We start from the raw sequence: 17,789 nt of genomic DNA, 5'->3' as shown, positions 1-17,789 counted from the left end.
CATGCGCACCGCGCGCTCGCGAAGCTCTTGGGGGTACTTCCTCGGGGCTGGCATCGTGACGTGATTCTCCCTTCCGCCAGCAGATGATGCTGGCTTCAGGGCCTCCACGAAAGTCGGAGTGGTTCACGGCCCCGCAGGGGGCGGGGAACCGCTGGCCCTACTTCTGCGGCCCGGTAACGCCGGGTCCAACACCGCCGCCGACCACATCACCGCGACCCGCCTGGCGCTGGCCCAGCTCCCCAAGCACCGCCGCCGGCAGGTGCTGATCCGCACCGACTCCGGCGGCGGCACCCACGAGTTCCTCACCTGGCTGACCCGGCCCGGGCGGCGGCTGTCCTACTCCATCGGGTTCACCCTCACCGAGGAAGCCCAGGCCGCGATCCTTGCCTTACCCGAGCAGGCGTGGACACCCGCCTACGACCCCGACGGGCAGGTACGGCCCGGCGCCTGGGTCGCCGAACTCACCGGCATGGTCACCATGGAGGGCTGGCCAAAGGGAATGCGCCTGATCGTGCGCAAGGAACGCCCACACCCGGGCGCACAACTGCGCTTCACCGACATCGACGGGCACCGCTTCACCTGCTTCGTCACCAACACCCGCCGTAGTCAGCTCGCCGACCTAGAACTACGCCACCGCCGCCGCGCCCGATGCGAAGACCGCATCCGCGCCGCCAAGGACACCGGGCTGCGCAACCTACCGCTGCACGACTTCACCCAGAACCAGATCTGGTGCGAGGTCGTCGCCCTGGCCTGCGAACTCCTGGCCTGGATGCAGCTGCTCGCCCTGCACGAGACCCCCGCTCGCCGTTATGAGCCCAAACGGCTGCGGCTGCGCCTGTTCGCCGTGGCCGCCCGCCTGGTCCGCGGCGGACGACGCTTACGTCTACGTGTGGCCGCGTCATGGCCCTGGGCCGGCCAGCTGGTCGCCGCCATCACCCGACTCCAGGCGCTCCCGGCACCGACCTGACCAGCACCAGCCGCCCCGACGACCAGGAAAGGACACCCCTGCGGGCCCGTGGAACCCCGCCCACCCGGCGCGACAGCCGGGCCACCACCCTGACCACCGCCGCGATTTCACACTCCAGCCGAACTGCTCAGCCAGCCGCCGGATGGGCGCGAAAGATCGAGGCTAGACAACAGAAATGATCAACGAGAGCCGCGAGCTCCCTCAAGAGGCAATCCCCTCCCGCAGTCGCGCGAGCAGGCCCGGGCTGGCCTCAACCCCGATCAAGTTCGATGAGCCCCGATACGGCGGACGCGCCGCACGACTGGGACCGTACGCAGCTCGGGACGCGTATCGAGCATGTCACCAAGAGATTCGGCGGCGCCGTCGAGTTCCCCTGCAGCCAATTGCGCGGCGTCACCTTACCGGGATGCGCCAAGCTCAAGGCACCGACGTTTTCTCGGATTCCGATAACACTGTAATCGCAGGCGAGAATGCGGTGTGGTCCTGGGCGGCCGGGGCGCTGGCTTCCTCCGGTGACCGAGCCGCGTGTATCGGCACACATCATGGGTTGGCCTGGGTATTTTCGTGAACTGCACGTAGCATAGGCCCGGTTGCTGACACCATGGTGTGCAGCAGGTGGGCTTGGCTGTCTGGAGGATCACGTGACGCTTCGACTGCGGTTTATCGTCTCGGTTTCCCTGGTATTCGGGCTGATTCTGTCCGCATGCAGTGAGCCTGAACCAACAGCAGCCGAAGCCGGTCGGATCCTCAAACGTCATATCGACCAGACCGTGAAGCATGTTTTTGGTACAGATATCAAGATAACTGATCCCGGAGGTCAGGACATCCCCTGTGGGAACGATAAATATAAACGGAGCTACGCGGTTGAGGCAAGGGCTAAGGTTGGTTCTGGAGATTCTGAGGGCATAACGCTCGCGTTAGTAGGAACGCTGGACGCCATTGCGGACTACAGGTTGGTCAAGGTCGGCATGACTCCGACTTATCAGGAGGCTGTGAGTAATCAATACCACACACGGATTAAGCTTTCCTCTCCGAGTATAGGCAGAATTAAAGTGCGGGGCGAGACGGAGTGTCTGCCACGCAAATGAAGCCAAGTATCACTCGTATGGTGAAGGGCCCCGGGTTTCTGCGACTTTCCTTGCACCCGCGAATCGCTCCTCAAGAGAGGTCTGGACCTCGCCAAGTTCTCGATCGTTCAGTCCGCCGGAGCCGTTGGTGATGAGCCAGTTGTCGAAGTTGCGTACGGCGTCCTTGTTCTTCGCCATTTCGGAGAAGGGCAGCAGTCTGCCGTCGGCTCCAGCGATTGGTGCCTTGGAGAAGCGCGGGTCATTCGGAGGGACCTTGGCCTTGAAACCATTGGACATCAAGATGTTCGCCAGCCAGGTCTCCCGGGCCATCCAGGCAGCGCGGTCCCTTGCGTCAAGTACGCTCACCCGGCTTCTGTCAGGTGTGATTGCAGGTTCCACGCCGAGTGGCGTGAAGGTGGACACCCCAAGCCACAGAATCTGGCCGGCAACGCCTGGAATGGCGAACCCGGTGACGCCGAGACCGAGGCCGTACGCGAACATCTGTGCCTTGACCCGGGCCTGGTCCTCGGCGTCGAGTTTCCCCTGCACCTCCCGCTCCGTCGCGAACTGCATTCCGGCGACGTAGCCGAGCGCTCGCATCGCCCGTTCGAGGTGTTTGGTACTCTTGCCGTGGTCCATCTTGGCGGCGACATTGACAAGCCTTTCGGTGAGGTTGCCCATTCCTTCTTCGAAGGGCTTGATGTGCGCGGCCGAATCCGCGAACGTCTTGACGAACTCGTAGGTGTCCTTCGGGCTGAGGCGGAACACCGGGTTCAGGCCGGGCACGATTGTCTCGACCGGCCCGAAGGCACTGGGCTGGGTGCGATTGGCATCACCAAGGTTGGCTCCCTCGGTGAACTCGGTGGCGTAGGAGCCCGCGATCTCGGCCATCGACGTTCGCATCGGGTACGGGACGCCGAGTTTGGGAATCTCCCGGATCACGTCGAAGGCGAACCTCGCGGCCTCCGTCGAATGCGCCCCATCCCTCTCGTCGTACGCTCCGGAGGCGGTTGCCAGTACACGACCGAAGGCGTCGGCGACCTCGTTCCCGGTGCCGACGAACTTGCTGTGGTCCAGGAACCGCTTCATCAGCTCGACCGGGCTGAGCTTGACACGGTCGCCGCCCATCTGGGTGAATGCGGCCCGTGCGGCCTTGCCGTCCCCCGACAGCACTTCCAGTGCGAGGGCGATCGTGTCGGGGGAGTAGCCGTATGTCCGGGACAGGCTCGCGCTACCGCCGATCCACTCCTGCCGCGGGTTCTTCACGAAGTCGTCCAAAGCGAGAGCGCGGGCGGCGGCCACACGGATGTCCGTCGGGGCCTTCGCTCCGGCCAGCAGCGCGAGCCGGTTCCACGCCACGCCTCGATCGGGCGGCTTGCTCAGCAGTTCTGCCTTCACCTTTTCGAACGCCGGGATGCGGCCGGGGGCGCGCAGGGCGGCGCCCAGGGCGTCGCTGAACGCGGCCAGGTCGGCCTTGGCGGTCGGGCTGCCGGTGTTCATCAGGAGGTCGGGCAGCGCGTCGCGCACTTCGGCGGGCAACGTGGCGAAGAACGCCGCGGCGGCGGCGGGGTCCTTGGCCAGTGCGGCGATCTCCTTGATGTGCTGATGGACGAGGTCACCCTTTGTCTCGACGGTGAAGTCGGGGTTCGCAAGGAGGCCGGTGCCGTACATGAGGCCCAGGCCGTGGCCGGTCGCGAAGCTGTCCAGTGCGTCCGGCAGGCGGGCGAAGGTGTGGTCGCCCGTTCCGTTGAGCGCCTTGATCAGTTCGGCCCGCTCCGAGAGCTTGGGCACCTGGCCTCTGCCCCAGTCGGCGATGGCGGTGACCTGCGTGAGGGGAGTGGTGCTCACCCCGTTCGCCCGGAACAGCCCCTCGAAGTCGGCGGAGAAGGCGGTGAGCCGGTCGGCGGCCCGGCGCAGGTCGGCCGCCATCGCGTTCATCGCCGCCGGGTCGATGCCGCAGAAGTCGCCGCTGGGAGATGTCATCGCGTCCTTCCTGGCGGGGCGGTCACAGCGTTCAGGGGCGCCCGGTCAGCCGGTGCCGGATGAGCTCGGCCTGGGAGCGGGTCACCATCGCCGGATGCCGGTGCAGTTCGTCCTCGATCGCATGGGTCATCTGCCGTACGAGCTGGGCCAGGCGGTGATGCCGATCGGCCACCTCGTCCGTCCATTTCGCGGCGGTCGGTCCTGTCCACACGTTGGCTGACTGCATCGCGGCATAAATACCGTGATATGCCTGCCCGACCTCGTGGGCGCGGCTCTGCACTTCCCTGAGGAGCTCCACCAATTGCGCGTGGCGAGGGTTGGGCACCATCTCTTCCGCCACGCCGTCCCCCGTTCCGCCTGCCCCTCGCCCCCGCTTCGCATTCGATGTCAAAGGTAGACATCGTCCTATAGCCTCGGCAACCGCACTCTCCGGACATCCAACCGGCGATTCATTTCGGGTTGCCCGATATGTTCGCCGGAGTGGAGAAGATAAGTTCATCCCTCACGAACTTATCTCCGTCTCAGCAACGTCGCCAGGGAAACAAGCATCGAATTGGAGTGACAGCCGCCGGCACACGTGCGTCGGCGACGATCACTTCAGCGGCCACGGGCCGAAAGCCGGCCACCCGCCGAAAGCCGGTCAGCAGCCGGGGTACTTGCCGGACGCCGCGCGGCCTCCACCGGACTGGCCGCTGAACTGGTCCGCGAAGTCGTCGGCGAGTTCGGAGATGACCTCCCGGCCTTCGAGCCGGGACAGCCACCGCTCGGGAAGGGCCGCCTCGCCGTGCCGGGCGCCGAGCAGGTTGCCGCAGACGGAGCCTGTGGAGTCGCTGTCGCCGGAGTGGTTGACGGCGAGCAGCAGCCCCCGCTCCACGTCGTCGTCGCTCACCAGGGTGCAGTAGACGCCGATGGCGAGCGCCTCCTCGGCCACCCAGGCGCCGCCGAGCGACTCCACCGTCTCGGGTGACGGCTTCGCCGCGTCCGCCAGGGCGACCGCGGCCTGGAGGGCGGTGGTGGTCTCCTCGTGCGCGGGCTTGTCCCGCAGGATTTCGAGGGTGTGGTGTACGGCCTCCATCGGCGGCCTGCCCTCGACCAGGAAGAAGACGATCGCCGCGAAGGCCCCCGCCGCCAGGTAGCCGGTCGGGTGCCCGTGCGTGATCTGGGCGCATCTGGCCGCGAGATCGAAGGCCGCGTACGGGTCGCGGGCGGCCAGCCCGAACGGCGCCGAGCGCATCACCGTGCCGCAGCCCTTCGACCGGGGATTGACCGGCCCGGGTTCGCCGGGAGCGGCGGCCGGACCGGGCGCGACGCGCAGTCCGGACAGACAGGCGTTTCCGGGCGCGCGACGGGAGTACAGCCAGGCCTGCTCGCGAAGCCGGCCGGTGCGGACGAGACCGTCCGCCGGCGGCGGGGAGCGGTGCTCCTGGGTGTCGAGCCAGCGCAGGTAGGCGTTGCGGACGACGTCGGTCTCGCTGCCGATGCCTCTCTCGCGTACGCGGACGTCGGCGCGGATCAGCCCTTCGGCGGTGAACAACGTCATCTGGGTGTCGTCGGTGATCAGCCCGACCTTGCCCCGCCAGTCGGGGGTGAAGTCGACCAGGCCCGCGCTGCCGTGGTCGCGCTGGATGACCGCCAGAGGGTCGAACTCGACGGGCGCGCCGAGGGCGTCGCCGATCGCCCCGCCGAGCAGGCAGCCGCGCACCCTCGCCCGGAACGACATTCCACCTGTCTCGGCATCACTCACAACGAGAATCCCCTTTCGCCCGTCTGGGCTTCTATTGGGTCTTGCCGGGCATTCCACCACAGCGGTCCCGCGCACTCATCTTGAGGGTGCAGCGTCGAAGGCGATTTCAGGTTGTATGACCGAAATCAGCTCTTTTCTCCGGCTGATGGTGCCGCGAGACTGAGGAGTCATGAGCTTCGACATCGGACGCGTCCGTGCCCTCTATCCCGCCCTGTCCGACGGCTCCGCCTGGCTCGACGCGGCGGCGGGCACCCAGGTGCCCCAGCCCGTGATCGACGCCATCGTGGCGGCCTACTCGGCCGGCATCGGCAACACGCACGGGGCGTTCGCGGCCAGCTCGCGGTCCGACGCCATCGTCGCCGAGGCCCGGCGGGCCGTCGCCGACCTCGTCGGCGGCGATCCCGGCGGCGTCGTCCTCGGCCCGAACATGACCACCCTCACCTACCGCTTCGCGTACGCCCTGTCCAAGGAGTGGGGCCCGGGGGACGAGATCGTGCTGTCCCGGCTGGACCACGACGCGAACGTCCGGCCCTGGGCGCAGGCGGCCGAGCGCGCCGGCGCCCGGGTGCGCTGGGCGTCGATCGAGGTGCCGAGCGGTGAACTGCCCGCGGACCAGTACGGCGAGCTCGTCGGCGCACGGACGAGGCTGGTGGCGGTGACCGCGGCGAGCAACATCCTGGGGACCATCCCCGAAGTGCGGAGGATCGCCGACCTGGCGCACGCCGCCGGGGCCCTGACGTACGTGGACGGCGTGCACGCCACCCCGCACACGCCGGTCGACATGGTCGCGCTGGGCGCCGACTTCTACGCGACCAGCGCGTACAAGTGGTCGGGCCCGCATGTCGGGGCCGTCGTGGCGCGTCCGGACCTGTTGGAGCGCCTGCGGCCCGACAAGCTCGCCTCCGCTCCGGACGACGTGCCCGACCGGTTCGAGACGGGGACGGCGCCCTTCGCCGACCTCGCGGGGGTCGCCGCCGCGGTCGACCACCTCGCCGGCCTGGACCCGGAGGCCACCGGCACCCGCCGGCAGCGGCTGCGCGTCTCCATGGCGGCGGTGGAGGCCCATGAGCAGGCCGAGCTGGCCCATCTGCTGGAGGGGTTGTCGTCCCTGCCCGGGGTGACGCTGATCGGGTCACCCCGGCGCCGCACCGCCACGGTCTACTTCACGGTGGACGGACACACGCCCCGTGAGGTCGCCGAGCATCTGGCCGCCCGCCGCGTCAACGTGTGGGACGGGCACTGCTACGCCTGGGAGCCGGCCCTGGCCCTCGGCATCCGCGACCGGGGCTCCGCCGTACGCGCCGGTCTCGTCCACTACAACGACCGCTCGGACGTGGACCGGCTGCTGGAGGCGCTGACGGGCCTGCCGGGCGGGCGGAAGTAGGACGAGAACACGGCCGGAGGCCGCGGCACGGCTGGTGAGCCGTGCCGCGGCCTCCGGGTGGTGACGGTGACCGGTGACCGGGGCGGGATCAGCCGCCGATGGCCACGGCGAAGATGTGCATCGTCGCGACGTTGGTCGCCGCCCGTGCGCTGATGTTGGGCAGGTCGACGCGGGAGATCTCCTTGTTCTGCAGCGGCACGCCGACGTAGTAGATGGTCGCGGCGGTGTTCTGCCGCTGGTTGTTCGGCCGGTTCTGGTAGGGGGCCACGACGGCCGCGTCGCCCTCGGGCCTCGGCGCGCCGTACCAGTCGGGCGAGCTGAGGGTGAAGGTCTGCCTCGTGCCGTCCTTGTAGACGATGGTGGCCGGTCCGGACACCGCGCCGTAGGTCCCGGTCAGCAGGAAGCCGAGCGTCTTGCCGGTGCCGGTGATCTTGAGGGACTGTCCCGAGGCGATGGCGTTGTCAGGGGTGCCCACCGGGACGTTGGGCCACTTGAAGTTCACCCCGTTCTTGGCGACGGTGGCCCCGGGGGTGACCCCGACCGACGCCAGCGCCTGGGCGGAGATGCTGGCCCCTCCGGTGCCGTCGAAGCCACCGGGAGCGGTGTTGTTGTCGTCGGTGACGGCGACGTTGCTGAACAGCTCCTCCAGCGGCTTCTCGCCGCCGCTCCACACCCGCACCGTGGCCTGCGTGGACGCGGTCCAGTCCTCGCCCGCCTGGGTGCCGCTCACCACCGCGGTGAGGACCGCGGTGCCGCTCGCCGCGCCGGCGGCGGGCGTGACGGTGAACTGCACGGTGGCCTTCGCGTACGGCGCCAGGGGCCCCACCTCGGCCTGCGCGGGGGTGACGGTCCACCCCTCCGGCGCCTGGAGCGTCACGGTCGCGTTGGGCGCGATCGGCATGTCGACCGCCTTGACGGTGACCTTGACCTTTCCTCCCTGTCCCGGGCTCACCTCGACGGGCGCGGTCATCGTGATCTTCTGCAGGGCGACCGCCTGGTACGTGTGGCGGGCCTGCGCGTTGATCTCGATGGCGTCGGGCTCGACCCTCTTGTACTGGGCCGTGCCGCCGCCTGTTGTGTCGAGGAGCTTGAAGCGGCCCGCGAAGATGTCGCCGCGCAGCTTGACCACGCCCTCGCGGTCCGGCCTGACGCGGTAGTCGTCGGCCTGGCCCTCGCTCCACTCCACGCTGACGGTGTGGCCGCCGCGGCCCCGCAGACCCTTGACCCGTCCGTTCGTCCAGGCGGGCGGCAGCGCGGGCAGCAGGTGCAGCTCGCCGGCGTGGCTCTGCAGCAGCATCTCGGCGATGCCGGACGTGGCGCCGAAGTTGCCGTCGATCTGGAACGGCGGGTGCAGGTCGAACATGTTCGGCGCGAGCCGGGCCGGCGTCACGAGGAGGCGGACCAGGTCGTGCGCCCGCTTGCCCTCCTCCAGCCGGGCCCAGTAGTTGATCTTCCAGGCCAGGGACCAGCCGGTGCCGTCGTCGCCGCGCAGTTCGAGCGTCCGCCGCGCCGCGGTGTACAGCTCCGGAGTGCCGCGCTTGGTGATCTGGTGGCTGGGGTGCAGGCCGTACAGGTGCGAGACGTGCCGGTGGTTCCGCTCGGTCTCGATCCAGTCGTACAGCCACTCCTGGATGTTGCCGCGCGAACCGATCTTCATCGGAGGGAGCCGGTCCCGGGCGGCCAGGACCTGGTCCCGGAAGCTCGCGTCCACGCCGAGCACCTCGCTGGCCTCGGCGCAGCCGGTGAACAGGTCACGCAGGATCTGGTTGTCCATGGTCGGGCCGGCGGCGACGCTGACGTTCGGGTGGTGCGGCAGCTCGGGCGAGTTCGACGGGTTCGTGACCAGATACCCGAGCTTCGGCTCCTCGACGAGGGTGTCGAGGAAGAACTGCGCCGAGCCCTTCATCGCCGGGTAGTTCTTCCGCAGGAACTCGACGTCGCCGGTGAAGAGGTAGTGCTCCCAGATCATGGTGGACAGCCACGCGCCGCCGGTCTGCCACATGCCCCAGAGCGCGCCGTCGACGACCGAGGTCGCCCGCCACGCGTCGGTGTTGTGGTGGGTGACCCAGCCGCCGGCTCCGTACTGCACCTCGGCGGTGCGGGCGCCGGTCTCGGTGAGGTCCTTGATCATGGAGAACACCGGCTCGTAGCACTCCGACAGGTTCGTCGTGTCGGCGGGCCAGTAGTTCATCGGCAGGTTGGCGTTGATGGTGTACTTCGAGTCCCACTGCGGGCTCAACGAGTCGTTCCAGATGCCCTGCAGGTTGGCCGGTTGCGTCCCGGGACGCGAGCAGCTGATCAGCAGGTAGCGGCCGAACTGGAACAGCAGCGCGGAGAACTGCGGGTCGTCGACGGCCCCGTGCTGGGCGATCCGGACGTCGGTCGGCTGGTCGGCCGCGTCGGTGCGGTCCAGTTCGAGCGTCGTCCGCTTGAACAGGCCCTGGTAGTCGGCGACGTGCCGGCTGCGCAGCTGGTCGTACGGCGTCTGCTGGGCGGCTTCGAGGTGCTGCCGGGCGATGCCCTGGTAGTCGCCGCTGACGTCCTTGTAGCTCACGTAGCTGGTGCCGATGGAGATCAGCAGCGTCACGCTGTCCGCGGCGGCGACTTGGAGCGTTCCGCCGGTGCTGGTGACCGCGCCGCCCTCGGCGACGACCTTGGCCAGGGCCAGGAACTTGACCTGGCCGGGGATGCCCTCGAAGGTGCCCGAGACGCCGTCGAGCGCCACCGTGGTGCTGTCCGGGCTGGTGCGGGTCGTCGTGCGCTGGGGGGTGTCGAAGGTCGCGCTGAACGTGATCGAGCCCGGCTTGTCCGCGGTCAGGCGGATGACGATGACCTGGTCGGGCGCGCTGGCGAAGACCTCGCGCTTGTACCGCACGCCGTTCAGCAGGTAGTTGACGGACGTGACGGCGGTGGTGAGGTCGAGCTGGCGGTTGTACTCCGTGAACCCGCTGGTGCTGGGGAAGGTCAGCCTGATGTTGCCGACCGTCTGGTAGGCGAGCTGGCCCGCGGGCTTGCCCAGCATGTTCTGGTCGATCAGGGTCTGGGCCTGGCTCCACTGGTCCGCGAAGACCAGGCGCTGGATCTCCGGCAGCGCCGCCGCGCCCTTGGGGTTGCTCTGGTCGTACGGTCCGCCGCCCCAGACGGTGTCCTCGTTGAGCTGGAGCCTCTCGACGTCGACGTTGCCGAACACCATGGCGCCGAGGCGCCCGTTGCCGATCGGAAGGGCGCGGAGCCAGTCCGTGCCGGCGCCCCGGTCGTACCACAGGGCCATGTCGTTGGCGGCGCGTACCTCCGGGGGTGCCAACGATCCGGCGCGGGCGACCGCTGTCCACTGCATCGGCAGCATCAGAGCTCCTGCTCCGACCGTGCCGATCTTCATCAATTGCCTTCGCGTCAGGTCTGGCATCGGTTCTCCAAACGCGCTCCGGCCTTGCCGACGGCCCGGCGCACGCCGATACGCCTGATCCCGGCGGTGGCGGGGGCAGACGGGCTCGGCGGGACCGGCACTGTGACGAGGCGGTGTAGGGGGTGAGCGCAAAGCTACAAAGATTTGATGTATGGGTCAATGGTTGTTATCAAAACGCCCGAAAACCCGCCATCTTGCCCCCTTGACCCTCGAGAACATCTGACCTTTGGCCTTAATCATGTCCGGAACGCGTTGACTTGGGCCGATCTTGCGGGTGGACTGGACGGACGCCCCGGCGTCGGCGCCGCCGTCACGGTGGCGTCACGCGCGGTGATTGCGGCGCCTGTCGCGATCGCAAGCCCCGGCGTCCGGAAGGTCCGGCGTTCGGGGAGGGGCTCAGGGATGCTCAGGGGATGCGGCGGCCTCGGGCGTCGGGCACGCCCGACTTGCGGAGGAAGTACGCGTTGACCTGGTCGCGCCACTCCTCGGCGCAGCGGAGCTGCTCCGCGAACAACTCGCGTACGCGGGCGTGCGGGGCGTCGGGCACCAGCCCGGCGAGCTCCGCCCAGCGCAGCCGCGCCCGGTCCACCTCCTCGACGCCGGCGAAATGCGTGTCGTAGATGTGCTGGATGACGGTGGTCCCGTCGTGCAGCACGTGCCCGTACGGGACGTGGTGGAAGAACAGCAGCAGTTCGTCGGGGCACCGCGCGAGCGACTCGTAGACCTCCGACCACGGCGGCGGATACTGGCCCGTGAACCCCGTGCCGGTGGCGCGGGTGCGGTCGACGCCAACGCCGTCGCGGTCGGCGAAGTGGTAGGTGCCCCACGGCGTGTACTCGTACCCGTCCACGTCCGGGCCGTAGTGGTGGCCGGGGCGGACCATGAACCCCACGCCGAGCGGCACGGTGTACCGCTCGTACGTGCCGCACGAGTCGTCCATGATCTCGTGCAGCGCCTCCCGCAGCCGCCCGTCGTCCCCGCCGGTCGCGTCGTTCCCGCCCGCCGCCGGGAACGTGAGGCCGATCCACTCGTCGAGGATCGCGGCCGGGTCGGAGGACGGCGCCCAGGCGAGCCGGCCGAAGGCGTACAGGTTGGCCTGGGCGAGCGGGTGGCCGGTCCAGTAGGGGTCGTCGCCGACGTTGGAGACCCCCACCAGCCCTCCGCCGGCCGCGCCATCGGCGACGTCACCGGCCACCACGTGGGCCACGCCTGGCCCGGCGGGGCCCCACGGGCGGAAGCCGAGCACCTCGCTCCACATCGGCGCGAGGTAGCAGACGTGCCGCTGCTGGCCGGTGTACTCCTGCGTCACCTGAAGCTCCACCGCGACCCGGGTGCGGGGCATCGCCGCGATCACCGGCGAGACCGGCTCGCGCACCTGGAAGTCGATCGGGCCGTGCTTCACCTGGAGGATCACGTTGTCGCGGAAGCGCCCGTCGAGCGGGGTGAAGTGGTCGTACGCCGCGCGGGCCCGGTCGGTCGACCTGTCGCGCCAGTCCTGCCGGTGGTTGTAGACGAAGGCGCGCCAGTGGACGACCCCGCCGAACGGCGCCAGCGCCTCGGCGAGCAGGTTCGCGCCGTCGGCGTGGTCACGTCCGTACGCGTGGGGCCCCGGCTGCCCCTCGGAGTCGGCCTTGACCACGTAGCCGCCGAAGTCGGGGATCGTCTCGTACACCCGCGCGGTTACGGCGGCCCACCACGTCCGCACGTCCTCGTCGAGCGGGTCGGCGGTCGCCGTCCCGCCGAGGGCGACCGGCGCGGCGAAGTTCACCGACAGGTGTACCCGTACGCCGTAGGGGCGCAGCCGGTCCGCGATCGCGGCGACGTCGCGGAGACGATCGGTGAGCAGGCGGGTCTCCGTGGCGTGCACGTTCACGTTGTTCACCGTGACCGCGTTCACCCCGCAGGCGGCCAGCAGCCGCCCGTAGGCGCGGACCCGCGTCAGGTCGTCGCGCAACGCGCCGTCGCGCCAGAAGATCGACCCGCCCGCGTAGCCGCGCTCGACCTGGCCCATCACCGGGTGCACGTCCACGTTGTCCCAGTGGTCGAGCATGCGCAGCCGGGCCGCGGGCCGGTGGTGCTCGGCCGGCCGCGCGGCGCCGAACGCCTCCTCGCCGAGCCGCACCAGATGGAACAGGCCGTAGAGCAGGCCGGTCGTCGAATCGGCGAGCACCACCGTGACGCCGTCGTGCCGGGCGACGACGTAGCCCTCGTCCCCGATGCCCTCGTCCCCGCCGGCCGTGCCGATGTCCGGGCCGATGTCCGTGCCGATGTCCGGGCCGATGTCCGGGCCGATGTCCGGGCCGACCGCCGGGCCGCCACCCGGCGCGGGCCCTCGCCGGAACCCGGCCAGGGCCGTCTCGGCGACCGCGGGCAGGGGCCCGGCCGTGGTGAGCGCGAGCACGAGGTCGTACGGCCCGCCGTCGTCCGCGCCGTCGTCCGGGCCGGCCTCCGGGCCGTCGTCCGGAACGGCCTCCGGGGCCTCGTCCGGGCCGGCCGCCCGCCGCCGGACGCTGCCGCCGTACCGGGCGCAGGCCGACGCCACCTCCTCGTGCACGGTCCCGGCGAGCGGTCCGCCGCCGCACAGGAGCGTACGGCGCGATCCGATCGGCCGGAACGCCTCGTCCGGCAGCCACGCCGGGTGGACGCCGCGCGAACCGGGGGTGCCGGGCGGGCCGGAAAAGGTCACGGGACTTCCCTTCGGACAGGCGTGCCGGTCGTCGCGGGAGGGTCACGCGGTGAACCTGTCGCGCACCTCGGCGATCATCGGCCGGCTGTTCAGCAGCAGCAGCGCCGCGAACACCGAGGCCAGCGCCGCCGTCGCCGCCTCGGTGGCGACCAGTGTGAGACCGGCCGCCGCGACGAGGAGTCCCGCGTCGCCCAGCGCCACCCGGGGCGTCCGGAACAGGAAGTAGGCGGCCAGGCGGGCGACGTCCCGCCCCCGGAACGCGAAGAGAGAGGTGATCACCAGCGCGTTCGCGGTCCACACCACCGTCACCACCCCGATGACGACGAGTGGCACCGTCCACCAGTCCGGCACTCCGGCGGCGGGGAAGTTCGCGAGGACGACCGCGACGACGGTCAGCAACGCCAGCGCCGGGACCCACACCTTGAGCGCGCCGCGGACGTTCATCGCGTAGCCGCGCAGGAACGCCGCCGCCGGACGCAGGTCCGCCAGATCCGGGCGGCGGCGGTGCAGCGCGTACAGCGCGGCCGACAGCGCCGGGCCGGCCGGGAGCAGGCAGGCCGCGGCCAGCGGCAGGTTGGCCGCGTCACGCCCGAACAGGCCGAGCAGGACGAGCCCCGCCAGGCCGGGCAGGCAGGCGGTCAGCAGCAGCAGTTCGACCACGAGCAGGGTGTAGACCAGCGCGGCGGCCCGCGAGAGCGGGCCGGTGCCGAACCGCCGTGCCGCCTCCGTCGTCGCCGCCCGCGACGTCGTCGTCGTGTCGGTCATGGGGGAGTCTCCTGGTCGATCGGGCCGCCGCGGGGTCGAGCGCGCCTACCGGCGCGACGGTCAGCCGTGCTCCTTCTTGTACCGCTCGTAGGCGCTGTTCGCCAGGTTCACGTAGGCGGACATGTTCTTGGCCTCCAGCTCCTGCACGTACGCGTCCCACTCGGAGAAGTCACGCTTGCCGAGGATGAACTCGAGCGAGTTCTGCGTGGCGTGGTCCTTCAGCGGGGTCTGCCACAGCGCGGCCTGCTCACGCTCCTCGTCGTTGAGGGGGGCCGGCGGCTTCGGCGGCAGCGCCTTCCGGGCGTTCATGGCCTTCTGCCACTCGATCTCCTCCTCCGAGAAGACCGACTGGAGCAGTTCGGTGCTCCCGCCGTACGCGAACACGCCGTTGGAGAAGCCGAAGTCCTTCTGCAGGTGCTTGGGCGCCCCGGGGTTGAGCCCGACGAAGTCGACGTCCTTCGCGAGGTGGAAGCCGGAGGCGTCCCTGGTGTGGGTGACCCCCTCGACGCCCCACTTGGCGAACACCTGGCCCTCGTCGGAGTACCAGAGCCAGTCGATGAACTGCATCATCGCCACGAAGTTCTTGCTGTCCTTGGCCTTCGCGGAGATCATGATGCCGTTCTCCAGCCGGGTGTCGTTGGAGTCGGCCTTGATGGGCCCGAGCGGCCCGACGGGCACCGGGATCTTGACCAGCCTGGCCTTCGGGTTCGCCTTCTTCAGCGGCGGGCGATACTCGTTGACGAGGGTCTGGGCGTTGCCGCTGATCACGAAGGACTTGCCGGACGCCAGCTTCTGGATCGCCTGGTCGTCGGTCTGCGTGAAGCTCTCCGGGTCGAGCAGCTTCTCCTGCACCAGGGTGTGGATGAACTCCAGCATCTGCCTGTACTGCGGCATCGCGCCCGTGTAGGCCCACTTCCCGGCGGCCGGATCCCAGGTGAGGCCGGTGTTGAAGCCCCAGCCGCCGCGGGCCCCGCAGCCCAGGCCGAAGACCTGGTTCAGCATGGCGCCGCCCGGGGTGGGCACGGACCACCGGTCGGAGTAGGGATAGGAGTCGGGGTGCTCCTCCTTCATCGCCTTGAGCATGGCGTGCACGTCGTCCCAGGTCTGCGGGGTCTCAATCCCGAGCTTCTCGAGGACGTCGGCGCGGACCTCCAGCGTGTACTCCACCCAGTAGTCCTCGTGGAGGCCGGGGAGCAGGTAGAAGCGGCCGTCCGACTGCCGGAGGGTGTCCAGGTCGGGCTGCAGGTTCCACTTGGCGACCTTGTCCTTGAAGTTCGGCATCAGGTCGATGTAGTCGCTGACCGGCAGGACCGCGCCGGAGGCGACGAAGGGAACCTCCTGGCCCGGGTAGGTCTTGGGGATGATCATTGGTGCGTCGCCCGCACCGATGATCAGGCTGCGCTTGTTCTCGTAGTCGCTGAGCGGCACCACGTTCGGCTGGAGCGTCACGTTCGTCCGCTTGGTGAGCTCGGACCAGAACAACCAGTCCTTCTGCAGCGGATAGAACGGGTGGTTGTTGTAGAGGATGGTGAACGTCAGCGGCGCGGCGGCCTTGAACTGCTTGCCGGCGGCGTAGTCGGCCATCGCGCCGTCCCGGTTCGCCGAGAGGGCCTCACCGCTCTTCTTGCCGCCGGTCTCGTCACCGCTGCCGCAGCCGGCGAGCGCGGCGAACGCACCCATGGCGACCATCGCCTGACGCCGGTTGATCTTGTGCATGAGAGGGGGGTCCTTTCCCTGGGGGAGCGGGGCTGCCTGAGTGCGAGGATCGGCGCGGCTATCCCTTCACCGCGCCGAGCATGACTCCCTTGACGAAGTACCGCTGGACGAAGGGATAGATCGTCAGGATCGGGAGGACGGTGAGGACCATCGTCACCGCCTTGATGTTGGTGGCGACGGTCATGTCGGTGGCGTCGGCGCCGACGGACGTCCCCGTGGTGGCCCCCGCGGTGAGGTTGCGCAGGTAGACGGTCACCGGGAACAGGTCGCTCTGGGTCATGTAGAGGAATGCGGGAAACCACGAGTTCCAGAACGAGACGGCGTAGAACAGCACCATCGTGGCGATGACCGCCTTCGACAGCGGCAGCACGATCCGCAGCAGGATGCCGTACGTGCTCATGCCGTCGATCGCGGCGGCCTCCTCCAGCTCCGCCGGGATGCCCTCGAAGAACGTCTTCATCACCAGGAGGTTGAAGACGCTGATCGCGTTCGGCAGCACGATGGCCCAGATGGTGTCCTTCATCCCGAGGCCGGAGATCAGCACGTAGTTGGGGATGAGCCCGCCGGAGAAGAACATCGTGAAGACCGCGACCCCGATCAGGAACGTGCGGCCCTTCAGGTGCCTCTTCGACAGCACGTACGCGTAGCAGGTCGTCATGATCATCGCGATGGCCGTGGCGACGACCGTGTAGACCACCGTGTTGCGGTAGTTCGTCCAGAACGTCGGGTCGGACGCCACGAACCCGTACGTATGGAAGGTGAACCCGACGGGGAGGAGGTTCACCTTGCCGGCCCGGATCGCGAACTCGTCGCTCAGCGACCGCGCGACGATGTTGACGAAGGGATACAGGGTCACCAGCACGACGCCGGCGAGGACGACGGCGTTGACCACCCGGAACACCTGACGGCCCGGGGTCCGGTCCACGGTCACCACAGGCTCGTCCCCACGGTCCGGCGCGAGATCAGGTTCGCCGACAGCACCAGGGCGAGCCCGATGAGGGCCTCGAACAGGCCGATCGCCGCGGCGTAGCTGAAGCTGTTGGAGATGATGCCCATGCGGTACAGGTACGTCGAGATCACGTCGGCGGTCGGATACGTCAGCGGGTTGTAGAGCAGCAGGACCTTCTCGAAGCCGACCGCCATGAACGTGCCGATGTTGAGGATCAGCAGGGTGACCGCGGTCGGCCGGATGCCGGGAAGGGCCACGTGCCAGATCTGCCGCCACCGGCTCGCGCCGTCGATCCGGGCCGCCTCGTACAGCTGGTCGTCGATCGTCGTGAGCGCGGCGAGATAGATGATCGTCCCCCAGCCGACGGTCTGCCACATCTCCGAGGAGACGTAGATCGTCCGGAACCAGCCCGCCTCCTGCATGAACGCGATCGGATCGTCGCCCAGTGCCCGCAGCACCTGGTTCACCGGCCCGTCCACCGACAGCAGTTCCATGACGAGACCGGCCACTACCACCATCGACACGAAGTGCGGCAGGTAGGACACCGACTGGACGAACCGCTTGATCCGCCGGCCGCGCAGTTCGTTGAGCAGCAGGGCCAGCACGATCGGCATCGGGAAGCAGAACAGCAGGGTCAGCGCGCCGAGGACCACCGTGTTGGTGAACACGTGCCAGAACGAGGGGTCGTTCAGGAACATGCGCACGTAGCGCAGGCCCACCCACTCCTCACCCAGTATGCCGCCGCCGGGCCGGAACTTCCGGAAGGCGATCACGTTGCCGATCATCGGCAGGTAGCGGAACACCAGGAAGAACAGCAGCGGGAGGATCGCCAGCGAGTACAGCTGCCAGTCACGGCGCAGCGCCTGACGCCAGGTGCGGCCCGGAGGGCGTTCCGTACGGGCCGGGCCGGGGCCCGCCCGCCGGGGATCACCGGTGTCCGGTGACCCGTCGATCGCCTTGGTGGTGCTCATCCTCGTGCCTCCGGTGCCATTTCCGGTGGCGGCGCCGCCGCGTCGCCACCACGCCGCCGCGTCAGCACGCCGCGAACGGAAGACGCCGGGCGATATGACCGAAAGTTTCGATAATGTGGATTAATATTGCGGAAATATAAACCCCTGGACA

General features: G+C 69.1%; 11 protein-coding genes and 1 pseudogene. 3 read left to right on the top strand and 9 right to left on the bottom strand.

What is annotated here, in order from left to right:
- Positions 1–124 precede the first annotated feature (124 nt).
- Both HHX33_RS33795 and HHX33_RS33790 read left to right on the top strand, forming a co-directional pair.
- A pseudogene (locus tag HHX33_RS33795) lies at positions 125–967 on the top strand (IS1380 family transposase); the annotation flags it as partial.
- A 641-nt stretch (positions 968–1,608) separates the two neighbouring features.
- Entirely contained in the window at positions 1,609–2,055 is a 447-nt protein-coding gene (locus HHX33_RS33790) for a hypothetical protein (protein WP_182878117.1), read from the top strand.
- Between the two features lie 9 nt (positions 2,056–2,064).
- Here the strand turns inward: HHX33_RS33790 and HHX33_RS33785 are convergent, their stop codons facing one another.
- The 3 genes from HHX33_RS33785 to HHX33_RS33775 form a co-directional block, all read right to left on the bottom strand.
- Positions 2,065–4,017 (bottom strand): DUF6571 family protein, encoded by a 1,953-nt coding sequence (locus HHX33_RS33785; protein WP_182878116.1) that lies wholly within the window; start codon positions 4,015–4,017, stop codon positions 2,065–2,067.
- Positions 4,018–4,048: 31 nt separating this feature from the next.
- A complete protein-coding gene (locus HHX33_RS33780) occupies positions 4,049–4,357 on the bottom strand; it encodes a hypothetical protein (RefSeq protein ID WP_182878115.1) in 309 nt (102 codons plus the stop codon).
- A gap of 300 nt (positions 4,358–4,657) precedes the next feature.
- Complete coding sequence (locus HHX33_RS33775; protein WP_310741635.1) at positions 4,658–5,761, bottom strand: ADP-ribosylglycohydrolase family protein; 1,104 nt, start codon at positions 5,759–5,761, stop codon at positions 4,658–4,660.
- 169 nt (positions 5,762–5,930) lie between these two features.
- On the opposite strand from HHX33_RS33775, the gene HHX33_RS33770 reads away from it, so the two are divergent.
- Positions 5,931–7,145 (top strand): cysteine desulfurase-like protein, encoded by a 1,215-nt coding sequence (locus HHX33_RS33770; RefSeq protein ID WP_182878114.1) that lies wholly within the window; start codon positions 5,931–5,933, stop codon positions 7,143–7,145.
- 88 nt (positions 7,146–7,233) lie between these two features.
- Here HHX33_RS33770 and HHX33_RS33765 read toward each other — a convergent pair whose 3' ends face one another.
- The 6 genes from HHX33_RS33765 to HHX33_RS33740 form a co-directional block, all read right to left on the bottom strand.
- The gene (locus HHX33_RS33765) at positions 7,234–10,491 is read right to left on the bottom strand and encodes a glycosyl hydrolase family 95 catalytic domain-containing protein (RefSeq protein ID WP_310741634.1); all 3,258 of its coding nucleotides are present in this window, start codon (positions 10,489–10,491) and stop codon (positions 7,234–7,236) included.
- A 466-nt stretch (positions 10,492–10,957) separates the two neighbouring features.
- Entirely contained in the window at positions 10,958–13,237 is a 2,280-nt protein-coding gene (locus HHX33_RS33760) for an alpha-glucuronidase (protein ID WP_310741633.1), read from the bottom strand.
- Positions 13,238–13,279: 42 nt separating this feature from the next.
- Positions 13,280–14,002 carry a hypothetical protein gene (locus tag HHX33_RS33755; RefSeq protein ID WP_182878113.1) on the bottom strand — a complete coding sequence of 241 codons (723 nt, stop codon included), beginning with the start codon at positions 14,000–14,002 and terminating at the stop codon, positions 13,280–13,282.
- A 60-nt stretch (positions 14,003–14,062) separates the two neighbouring features.
- Positions 14,063–15,718 carry an extracellular solute-binding protein gene (locus HHX33_RS33750; protein ID WP_182878112.1) on the bottom strand — a complete coding sequence of 552 codons (1,656 nt, stop codon included), beginning with the start codon at positions 15,716–15,718 and terminating at the stop codon, positions 14,063–14,065.
- Between the two features lie 58 nt (positions 15,719–15,776).
- Positions 15,777–16,649: a carbohydrate ABC transporter permease gene (locus tag HHX33_RS33745; RefSeq protein WP_310741632.1), complete on the bottom strand. Its 873-nt coding sequence runs from the start codon at positions 16,647–16,649 to the stop codon at positions 15,777–15,779.
- The gene (locus HHX33_RS33740; protein ID WP_182878110.1) at positions 16,646–17,638 is read right to left on the bottom strand and encodes an ABC transporter permease; all 993 of its coding nucleotides are present in this window, start codon (positions 17,636–17,638) and stop codon (positions 16,646–16,648) included. Before HHX33_RS33740 ends, HHX33_RS33745 begins: the two co-directional genes overlap by 4 nt.
- Between the last annotated feature and the right edge of the window lie 151 nt (positions 17,639–17,789).

It is taken from the genome of Microbispora sp. H10670 (genome assembly GCF_014161385.1).
Taxonomy (GTDB): domain Bacteria; phylum Actinomycetota; class Actinomycetes; order Streptosporangiales; family Streptosporangiaceae; genus Microbispora; species Microbispora triticiradicis.
The sequence above is the reverse complement of the archived record's forward strand: the minus strand, read 5'-3'. Positions and strand labels throughout refer to the sequence as shown.

Bases quoted from the DNA above. Each gene is read 5' to 3' on its own strand.
- HHX33_RS33785 (WP_182878116.1), bottom strand. From the start codon at position 4,017: ATGACATCTCCCAGCGGCGACTTCTGCGGCATCGACCCGGCGGCGATG.
- HHX33_RS33770 (WP_182878114.1), top strand. From the start codon at position 5,931: ATGAGCTTCGACATCGGACGCGTCCGTGCCCTCTATCCCGCCCTGTCC.
- HHX33_RS33765 (WP_310741634.1), bottom strand. From the start codon at position 10,491: ATGCTGCCGATGCAGTGGACAGCGGTCGCCCGCGCCGGATCGTTGGCA.
- HHX33_RS33755 (WP_182878113.1), bottom strand. From the start codon at position 14,002: ATGACCGACACGACGACGACGTCGCGGGCGGCGACGACGGAGGCGGCA.
- HHX33_RS33750 (WP_182878112.1), bottom strand. From the start codon at position 15,718: ATGCACAAGATCAACCGGCGTCAGGCGATGGTCGCCATGGGTGCGTTC.
- HHX33_RS33740 (WP_182878110.1), bottom strand. From the start codon at position 17,638: ATGAGCACCACCAAGGCGATCGACGGGTCACCGGACACCGGTGATCCC.